A 7,356-nucleotide genomic window follows, 5' to 3' on the forward strand; every position below is an offset into this window, starting at 1 on the left:
ATAGGTTCTATCCTTCCTCAAAAATATGCAGTAGATGTGGGAATATAAAAGAGCAATTATCCCTGTCAGAGCGAAAATACAAATGCGACAAATGTGGGTTTGAGATAGACCGCGATTTGAATGCAAGTATAAACTTGAAGAATTATGAAAAACTAATAGCTTAGCACTTGACGCAAGCTATTAGCTAGTACCGATACGTTAGTCGGGAATTTAAGCCTTCGGAGCGTCATACCAAGCAGGAGTAGGTTTATCCGAAACTGGACGCGATGAACAAGGAAGGAAACAGAAACTTTATAAGGATATTATAAGCTCCTTATAAAGTTTTGTAGGTTTTCTGTAACGGTAGTTTGGTTGGCTGTATACAAAATTGTAACCGTACCCAATGAAGTTTTGAGAACCAGGGCTAGAGAGGTAACTAGCATAAATGCCGGGGTTTTAAAATTACTGGATAATATGCGCGATACTATGTATGAATTTGATGGCGTGGGGTTAGCTGCTCCGCAGATAGGGGTATTAAAAAGGGTTATTGTTGTAGATCCGGGAGATAATTATATGGAACTTATAAATCCGGAGATAATATACCAGGAAGGAAAACAGATAGGAAGGGAAGGGTGTTTAAGTGTGCCCGGGGTGTGGGGAAGAGTAGCCAGGGCGCAAAAGGTTAAGGTAAGAGCTTTAAACCGCCATAACGAAATGGTGGAGATAGAAGCCGAAGGTTTGCTGGCTAAAGTTCTGCAGCATGAAATCGATCATTTAGATGGAATTCTTTTTATCGATAAGGCTACTGATTTGGAAAGAGAAGATTGATACAGGGAGGCTAGCTGTTTTGCGCATAGTTTATATGGGAACTTCTGATTTTGCGGTTTATCCCCTTAGGATGCTTTTAGATAGCGGATATGATGTAAAAGGGGTGGTAACTCAGCCGGATAAACCCCGGGGAAGAGGGAAAAAGCTTGCTTTTTCTCCGGTAAAAGAAGTGGCTGTTATGCATAATCTGTCCCTTTTTCAACCTGCCAGGATAAAAAGTCCGGAAGCCGTAGAATTTGTAAAAAGCTGGCAACCTGACCTTATCGTGGTGGTAGCTTATGGGCAGATTCTATCCCGGGAATTGCTCTCTTTGCCTCCTTTAGGATGTATAAATATTCATGCTTCTTTACTTCCTTTTTACCGGGGACCAGCACCTATACAGAGAGCTTTGATGAATGGCGAAAAAGAAACCGGAGTTACTATTATGTATATGGATGAAGGTTTGGATACCGGAGATATAATTAAGCAGTGGAAAATGCCTGTTGATGAAGATATTAATTATGGAGAGCTAAAGGATGTTTTAACTAAAAAAGGAGCCGAGCTGCTCATAGAAACGATTAAAGATATGGAAAAAGGCAAGGTAGAAAGATATAAACAGGATCACAGCCAGGCTACTTATGCCCCTATGCTTACTCCTGATGATGAAATCATCATGTGGGATAAATCGGCTGGGGAAATACATAATAAAATAAGGGCTTTAAGTCCGGTGCCTGGTGCTTATTCGTATATAGAAGGTTTTAAATTAAAAATATTCCGCAGCCGGGTGGTAGAAAAAACAGGATATGGGGTGCCGGGAGAAATAAAAGGTATAAGCAGGGAAGGTTTTCTGGTACAAACTGGTGAAGGAATACTGGAAATTTTAGAAGTGCAAAGAGAAGGGAAAAAGAGGATGTCCTCTCTTGATTTTCTGCGGGGAAGCAGAATAGGGCAGGGTATAATCTTGGGGGAGAAAAAATAATGAGGATAAAGAAAAGGGTGTATATAGGCCTTTTAGGGGGAAGTCTGCTGTTTTTGCTCCTTGCTGTTTTTCTTATATGGTATATGGTAATAAACCGGCATATGGCAGCAGGCAAAATAATATTTATGTTTTTAACTATAGCTGCTGGTTTGGCATTTATTATTCTGGGAGCCGGGCTGCTGGCAATAATAATTATGATATGGAGGTTTAAAACTATACCTTCCCTGGAAAATCTGGGTAGAATAGTGAATGATACCTTGTTTCCATTAGTCTTGCTGGTAGGAAGATTTCTGGGGGTCCAAAAAGAAAAAATATTAAGTTCTTATATTGAGGTAAACAACTTTATGGTAAAGGCTAAAAAGCTTTTGCTTCCTGGAGAACAGATTATGATACTGGCTCCCCATTGTTTGCAAGATGCCGCCTGTCCGCATAAGATTACTATTAATGTGGAAAATTGTAAAGAATGCGGCAAATGCAAGGTAGGTGAATTAAAAAAACTGGCGCGGGAACATAAAGCGGTGTTAAAAGTGGCAACAGGTGGAACGTTAGCGCGTAAATTTATAAAAGAGATTAAACCTAAGGCGGTGATAGCTATTGCGTGTGAGAGGGATCTAGCATTAGGTATTCAGGATACATCGGCTATCCCGGTACTTGGTGTATTAAATTTCCGTCCTCATGGACCTTGTTTTAATACGGATGTTGATTTAAAATGGGTAGAAAATGCCCTCATAACTTTTAAAAAAGGAGGCGGATGATTATGGCTTATCTCATCTTCATATTGCCCGCGTTTATCCTTTCTATTTATGCCCAGTTTAAGGTTAAGTCAACTTTTGAAAAATATTCCCGGGTACGCAGTATGCGCGGAATGACGGGGGCAGAGGTGGCGGCTCAGCTTTTGCGCCGCAAAGGTTTAACTGATGTAGGCATTGATCCGGTGGGAGGTTCGCTTACCGATCACTACGATCCCCGGGTAAAAAGGGTGCGGCTTTCCGAACCGGTATATGGAAGCAATTCTCTGGCTGCTATTGGCGTAGCTGCTCATGAAGTAGGCCATGCCATTCAGCATGGTGAAAAATATGGTCCCTTAGAATTAAGGCATGCCATAGTGCCGGTTACCAATTTTGCTTCGGGAGCTTCTTTTCCTATCCTGCTGGTGGGAATAATTTTAAACAGCGCTAATCTGGTTCTAATAGGTATTCTTCTCTTTTCCGCAGTAGTCCTGTTTCATCTGGTAACCCTGCCGGTAGAATTCAATGCTTCCCGGCGGGCAGTTATGGAACTGGAAAGTGCGGGAATCATAACTCCTCAGGAAACGCCTGCCGTAAAGAAAGTTTTAAGTGCGGCTGCCTTAACTTATTTAGCGGCGGCTATTTCAGCTATTGCCAACCTGCTCTATTATGTAATGATATTTTTAGGTTCGCGGGAAGACTAAATGCGAGGGGTTTAGGCTGATGGATAAATATTCGACTACTGCTGTTTCCCCAACCAGAAACATAGCAGCCCAAATAATATATGAAGTAACCGAAAATGGTGCCTATGCCAATCTGGCTTTGGCCAAATTTATGGGAGCATCAAGGCTTAGCAAGGAAGATAAAAACCTGGTTACCGAAATGGTAAACGGTACTATACGCATGTTAAAGCACCTGGACTGGGTGCTTAATCTTTTTTTGCAAAGCCGGATAGAAAGGCAAAATCCCTGGTTGCGTACCGTTTTAAGGCTTTCCCTTTATCAGCTATTGTTTATGGATAAAATACCGGCTTATGCGGCGGTAAATGAAGGGGTAGAGTTAGTGCGCAAGAAGGCTAATCCTGCTTTAGCCCGGGTGGCTAATGGGGTATTGCGCAGTATTTTAAGGAACCGGGATAAGATTAAATATCCCGAGGATAAAGTTTCTTATCTGGCAGTTTATTATTCCCATCCGGAATGGATGGTTAAGTGGTGGCTTAGCCAGATGCCGGAAGCAGAATGTATAAAAATGATGAACTATAACAATAAAAGGCCGAATCTTACTTTACGGACCAATGTATTAAAAGTTTCCCGGGATGAACTCTGGGAAAGTCTAAATAAAGAAGGAATAAGTTGCCGTAAAGGGAGTTTAACCCCCTGGGATATCGAAGTTGAAGATATGAAAATTTCTCTGGAAGATACGGAAAGCTATAATAAAGGCTATTTTTATATTCAAAATCCCGCTTCTATGCTGGCAGCTCCTATACTAAAGCCAGAACCTGGAGAAAAGGTATATGACCTCTGTGCTGGTGTTGGAGGGAAGACTACCCATTTGGCAGAGATGATGGGTAATAAAGGGGAAATAATCGCTTTCGACCTCTATGACCATAAAATAAAGCTCCTCAAGGAGAACTGCCAGCGGTTAGGAATTGATATAGTAACCGGGAAAGCTGAAGATGTGCTCCAGATAGCTGAGAGTCCAGAAGCAGATAAAGTCTTGTTAGATGCACCCTGCTCCGGTTTAGGGGTATTAAACCGGCGATCTGATATGAGGTGGAAGCGAGAAAAAAAAGATATTGCCCCTCTGGTAGATTTGCAATTAAAATTATTGCAAAAAGCAGGTAAAATGGTTAAGAATGGAGGATTTCTCCTCTACTCTACCTGTACTATTAACCAGGAAGAAAATGAAAAAGTCGTAGAGGAATTTTTGCATAAAAATCCTCATTTTGAGATGGTTCCCTTTGCAGATCGTATAAGTTTTTTTTCCCTGGATGAAAAGGACCTTAAAGCGGCTGCCCAGGGTATGCTCACTATTTATTCCGGTAAATATAATACTGATGGCATGTTTTATGCGCTAATGAGGAGGCAGGATAATTACTGATATGGATAATAAAAAAAGCAAAACTGAGCTTTTAGGTATGGGAATAAAAGAGTTAGAAGACTTTATGGTGTCGATGGGAGAACAGCGTTTTCGAGGAAGGCAGATACATAAATGGATATATCAAAAAGATGAAGACAGCTTTTACCAGATGAGCGATTTGCCTAAAGCTTTACGCAGCCGTTTAGATGAAATAGCTGTCATATCTTTCCCCCGGGTTTTAAAACAAAGGGTGTCCCGCGATGGAACGCGCAAGTATTTGCTGGAATTTAATGACAAGAAAAAGGTAGAGACCGTTTTGATTCCTCAGCGTCAGGAGAAGGATACGCGGTATTCCTTGTGCTTGTCTACCCAGGTAGGATGCCCTATAGGTTGTGCATTTTGTGCTACCGGGCAGGGAGGTTTTCAACGTAATTTAACTGCCGGGGAAATAGTCGGTGAATTTTTGAGTTCCCGTCGGGAACTCAAAAAAAAGGTGAAAAATGCCGGTGATAATATTATTTCCAATGTAGTTTATATGGGCATGGGTGAGCCTATGCTTAATTACGATGAAGTTATAAAATCGGTATATATTTTAAATGACCACAAGGGAATAAACCTGGGGCAGCGCAGTATAACCATATCTACAGCCGGTGATGTCAAAGGCATAGAACGATTAGCCGAAGAAAATTTGCAGGTTACCCTGGCGGTTTCTTTACATGCCTGTGATGATGAACTGCGTGATCAGCTGGTACCGCTTAACCGCAAATATCCTTTGGCCAGTTTGCTGAAGGCAGTAGAATATTATATAACCTGTACCAATAGAAGGGTAACTTTTGAGTATGTAATGCTAGATGGGGTAAATATAAGGCGCCAAGATGCCGATAACATGATTAAGCTGGTTAAGCCTTTGCTGGCTAATATAAATTTGATCCCTTACAATGAAGTGGAAGGCTTACCTTATAAAAAACCGGAAAAAGAAAAAATAATGCAGTTTTATAACTGGCTGGCGGAAGCAGGTCTTAATGTTACTATAAGAGAAGAAAAAGGTGCGGATATTGAAGCAGCCTGCGGACAGCTTAGAGCCAAACGCTAATAATTTTGCCTGTAATCTGTCGAGGTGACTTATGAAAAGTATAGGTATTTCTGATCAGGGCCTTATCAGACATCGTAATGAAGATAGTTTCTTTATCAGGGAGTCCCAGAGCTTGTTTGTAGTATGTGATGGTATGGGAGGACACAAGGCAGGACATATCGCTTCTAATCTGGCCATAGAAATTATTGCCCGGGAGACGGAAAATCTAGATCGACATGAGCTGATAAAGTTTATTGATGAAATAATAAAAAAAGCCAACCGCCAGATCTGGGAAGCAGGACAAAATGATCCTTCCTGTTATGAAATGGGTACTACGATAACGGCAGCCATAATCAATGAAAATGAGATGCATATACGGCATATTGGGGATAGCCGGCTTTATATTGTAAGAGAGAACAGGATACGCCAGGTGACAAGAGATCATACCCTGGCTGAACAGATGCTTGAGGATGGCCTTTTAAATGCCGAAGAATTAGCTCATACTTCTTATAACCATATATTAACCAGGGCACTGGGTATTGAAGAAGAAGTGCAGATTGATCACTATATTGAATCTTTGCTGGTTGGTGATATAATACTTCTTTGTACTGATGGTTTAACTGATATGCTGGCAGATGATGAAATATTAGAAATTGTTACGGAAGCTGGAGAAAATCTGGAGCAGGCAGCCGAAAAGCTGGTTGCGGAAGCAATTGCCCGCGGTGGCTATGATAATATTACCTTAATCCTTATATGTATTTGATTAGGAGGTTAGCGACAGCAAACCATAGTAATACAAAGTAATATAACTTTAATTGGTGATAATAGATGTTATTAAGTATGCAAAAAGTAAAGGAAATATACTCCATCAGCTGAAGAACAATTATAAACTAGAAAAATGGCAGAAGACTTAATAGCAATAGTCACCTCATTTGCAGCCAGGATTTACGGACAAAAAGGTGGTAAAAGGCATGATAACAATACAGGCTAAACTTACTTTCCCAGACAAAGAAGATGAGCGAGTAGTAGCGGATTTAATGAGAAGATGGTCAGCCTGCATGAGATTTGCATACAACCGGTTTCTAGAAGGCAAAACCAGAAACGAACTTAAAAGAGACCTTCAGGGGGTTTTCCACCTGAATTCGAGGTATGTAGATGATGCGATAATGAAGGCAAAAAGCGTTCTTGAGTCATGCCGAGAAAGAGGCGAAAACCCCAGTAAAGTTATTTTCGGCGGCAGGAATTTATTTAAAAAACTCAAGAAACGGCATATAAATGGAAATGAATATAAAAAACTGCAACAAGAATGGCAAGAAAGAAGAAAAGGCAATCTCTACTCAAGAGGTGACAAGACAAAGAAGGGAAATCTCAACACAAGGATTGAGATAGATGAAAATGGTGCTGCACTCAGAATCAACGTAGGAGAAAGAAAATATGTATATGCAAAGATACAAGCAGGATGCAAAAAAGGAAAAAGTCGTGAAGAATTACTGAAAGCAATCAGCACCTGCCAGGAAGCTTATTCCGTCGAGCTGAAACTAAAAAACGGCAAAACATATGCCTGCTTTACGATTGAAGAAAACATTCCCGAAGTCGTGATAACAAAAGAAAATGGAATCATAGGAATAGACATCAACGCATATCCGGACCACATAGCGTGGGCTGAAAGCGATAGAAATGGTCAGCTTGTAAGATATGGCAGGATACCGATG

General features: G+C 40.9%; 8 protein-coding genes and 2 pseudogenes. All 10 read left to right on the plus strand.

The genetic code is table 11. The features are described from left to right. On the plus strand, nucleotides 1-164 hold a 164-nt coding region (locus tag BUB92_RS10360), incomplete at its 5' end, for a zinc ribbon domain-containing protein (protein WP_143156941.1). 187 nt (nucleotides 165-351) lie between these two features. Continuing rightward, nucleotides 352-807, plus strand: a complete 456-nt coding sequence (def, locus tag BUB92_RS10365; protein WP_073093457.1) for a peptide deformylase — start codon at nucleotides 352-354, stop codon at nucleotides 805-807. A gap of 19 nt (nucleotides 808-826) precedes the next feature. Continuing rightward, nucleotides 827-1,765, plus strand: a complete 939-nt coding sequence (fmt, locus tag BUB92_RS10370) for a methionyl-tRNA formyltransferase (RefSeq protein ID WP_073093459.1) — start codon at nucleotides 827-829, stop codon at nucleotides 1,763-1,765. Further along, the gene (locus BUB92_RS10375) at nucleotides 1,765-2,520 is read left to right on the plus strand and encodes a DUF116 domain-containing protein (RefSeq protein ID WP_073093461.1); all 756 of its coding nucleotides are present in this window, start codon (nucleotides 1,765-1,767) and stop codon (nucleotides 2,518-2,520) included. Before fmt ends, BUB92_RS10375 begins: the two co-directional genes overlap by 1 nt. Continuing rightward, complete coding sequence (locus BUB92_RS10380) at nucleotides 2,517-3,197, plus strand: zinc metallopeptidase (RefSeq protein WP_073093463.1); 681 nt, start codon at nucleotides 2,517-2,519, stop codon at nucleotides 3,195-3,197. Before BUB92_RS10375 ends, BUB92_RS10380 begins: the two co-directional genes overlap by 4 nt. Nucleotides 3,198-3,216: 19 nt before the next feature. Next, on the plus strand, nucleotides 3,217-4,593 hold the full coding sequence (rsmB, locus tag BUB92_RS10385) for a 16S rRNA (cytosine(967)-C(5))-methyltransferase RsmB (protein WP_073093464.1): 1,377 nt from the start codon (nucleotides 3,217-3,219) through the stop codon (nucleotides 4,591-4,593). Between the two features lies 1 nt (nucleotide 4,594). After that, entirely contained in the window at nucleotides 4,595-5,665 is a 1,071-nt protein-coding gene (rlmN, locus tag BUB92_RS10390; RefSeq protein WP_073093465.1) for a dual-specificity RNA methyltransferase RlmN, read from the plus strand. A 31-nt stretch (nucleotides 5,666-5,696) separates the two neighbouring features. Then, nucleotides 5,697-6,407, plus strand: coding sequence for a Stp1/IreP family PP2C-type Ser/Thr phosphatase (locus BUB92_RS10395; protein WP_073093466.1), 711 nt, complete (start codon nucleotides 5,697-5,699; stop codon nucleotides 6,405-6,407). A gap of 129 nt (nucleotides 6,408-6,536) precedes the next feature. After that, nucleotides 6,537-6,635 (plus strand): annotated as a pseudogene (locus tag BUB92_RS11275) (IS607 family transposase); the annotation flags it as partial. Then, nucleotides 6,616-7,356 (plus strand): annotated as a pseudogene (locus BUB92_RS10400) (hypothetical protein); the annotation flags it as partial. The pseudogenes BUB92_RS11275 and BUB92_RS10400, both read left to right, overlap by 20 nt.

Source organism: Thermosyntropha lipolytica DSM 11003 (genome assembly GCF_900129805.1).
GTDB lineage: Bacteria > Bacillota > Syntrophomonadia > Syntrophomonadales > Syntrophomonadaceae > Thermosyntropha > Thermosyntropha lipolytica.

What these genes read in the sequence shown, in the direction of transcription:
- BUB92_RS10395 (WP_073093466.1), top strand. Translation starts at nt 5,697, where the DNA reads ATGAAAAGTATAGGTATTTCTGATCAGGGCCTTATCAGACATCGTAAT.
- BUB92_RS10375 (WP_073093461.1), top strand. Translation starts at nt 1,765, where the DNA reads ATGAGGATAAAGAAAAGGGTGTATATAGGCCTTTTAGGGGGAAGTCTG.
- rsmB (WP_073093464.1), top strand. Translation starts at nt 3,217, where the DNA reads ATGGATAAATATTCGACTACTGCTGTTTCCCCAACCAGAAACATAGCA.
- rlmN (WP_073093465.1), top strand. Translation starts at nt 4,595, where the DNA reads ATGGATAATAAAAAAAGCAAAACTGAGCTTTTAGGTATGGGAATAAAA.
- BUB92_RS10380 (WP_073093463.1), top strand. Translation starts at nt 2,517, where the DNA reads ATGATTATGGCTTATCTCATCTTCATATTGCCCGCGTTTATCCTTTCT.